The organism is Streptomyces sp. SPB074, assembly GCF_000154905.1.
In the GTDB taxonomy this organism is placed as follows: Bacteria; Actinomycetota; Actinomycetes; order Streptomycetales; family Streptomycetaceae; genus Streptomyces.
The window spans coordinates 1,674,880-1,676,446 of record NZ_GG770539.1 but is presented as its reverse complement, the minus strand read 5'-3'; the positions used below and the strand labels follow the sequence as shown (position 1 = coordinate 1,676,446).

Annotated in this window: 1 protein-coding gene and 1 pseudogene; both read left to right on the top strand. The window is 76.9% G+C overall.

Translation table 11 applies throughout. The features are described 5' to 3' along the window. Positions 1-497 (top strand): annotated as a pseudogene (locus SSBG_RS06630) (dihydroxyacetone kinase); the annotation flags it as partial. 731 nt (positions 498-1,228) lie between these two features. After that, positions 1,229-1,567, top strand: a 339-nt coding sequence (locus SSBG_RS35655) for a hypothetical protein (protein ID WP_158677749.1), incomplete at its 3' end; no start/stop codon positions are given.

Below are 1,567 nucleotides of genomic sequence, written 5' to 3'. Positions count from 1 at the left end.
ACGACGCCGACCTCCATCACACCGCCGCGGCCGCCGCGCAGGACGCCCGCCACCTCGGCGTACGCGTCGCCGTGATCCCCACCCGCTCCGCCGTGCAGGGCGTCGCCGCGCTCGCCGTGCACGAGGCCGAGCGGCGCTTCGACGAGGACGTCGTCGCCATGACCAGCGCCGCCACCGCGACCCGCTACGCGGAACTCGCGGTCGCCGAACACCGCTCGTGGACCTCCGTCGGCATCTGCCAGGCCGGCGACGTGCTCGGCCTCATCGACGGCGACGTCGTGGTCATCGGCCAGGACGTCGCGGCGATCGCGCGCACCGTCCTCGACCGGATGCTCGCGGCGGGCGGCGAGATGGTCACGCTCGTCCCCGGCGAGGAGTGCCCCGACACCCTCGCGGACGAGCTGGAACGCCACGTGCGGGCCCGTCACCTCGCCGTGGACACCGTCGTCCACACCGGCGGACACGGAGCGGCATTGCTGCTCGTCGGCGTGGAATGAGGCGCGCCGAGCGGCCGTCGCGCCCTCGGGCGCAAGCCGTTCGCGGAGGCGTCCGCTAGGCGCCCGTCGCCTCCTCCGTCGTGGCCAGTACCTGCGCCGCCGCCGCCGAGCGGGCCTGTCCCTCGGGCGACGCGTCGTCGGCGTGTGTCTCACGCACCGTCGCGGCTCAGGGCGCGCGCTTCCCCCCGCGAGCCCGAGGGCGGCGCAGAACCAGGCCGCGGTGAGCCGGGCCCCGCTGTGCTCGGCGGCGTACTCGGGGCCCGCCGTGCCGAAGGCGTCGGCCGCGCGGTGCGCGAGGCCGAGCGCCTCCTCCCGTACGACGCGGATCTCCGCCGCCGGCAAGCGCTTCGTCCCCGGCGTCCTCGTCCTCCTCCACCAGGTTGCCGCCGAGGATTTCGGCGTGCTGGTGGTACGTACGGCCCAGCTCGAAACAGGCGCGCGCACGTGCCTCGGGATCGTCGGCGAAAGGCGGTTCCGTCAGCAGCCTCGCCGGAGGACGCGGCCTCGCTCATGAACCCGAGGGCCCGCGCCGTCGCGCCCGGCGCGGCGCCGTCCGTGTGGAGCCAGGCGCGGGCGCGCAGGGTGCGGATGCGGGCGAGCGGGTTGCCGACGGTCAGCCACAGTTCCCCGGCACGCGCGTAGGCGCGCTCCGCGCTCTCGCGCAGCCCCGCGTCGCCGAGGGCGTCGGCGGCCAGGTTGGCGAGCACGGCGGGGTCGCGCTGCTCGGGCCAGTGCCGCGCGAGTTCGGCCGCGAGCAGATAGGCCTCCGCCGCCTCGCGGGGCTCGCCCAGGCCGCGGTGGCAGTCACCCAGCCACCAGCGGGCCTGCACGACCGCGCCGTCACCGTGCGACTCCGTGCCGAGGCCGGTCAGGGCGGCCTCAAGGACCACGGCCGCCTCGTCCACGCGGCCCTGACCGAGCAGCAGCCCGCCGAGCCGGAACCGCGCCCAGGCCGCGAGTCCCTCGCCCCCGGGCACCGCGTCGGCGTGGTGGGTCGCCTCCAGCGCGTGCTCGGCGGCCTCCTCGTGCGCGCCGTCGCGCTCCAGCGCGTCGGCGAGCAGGAGGCGCAG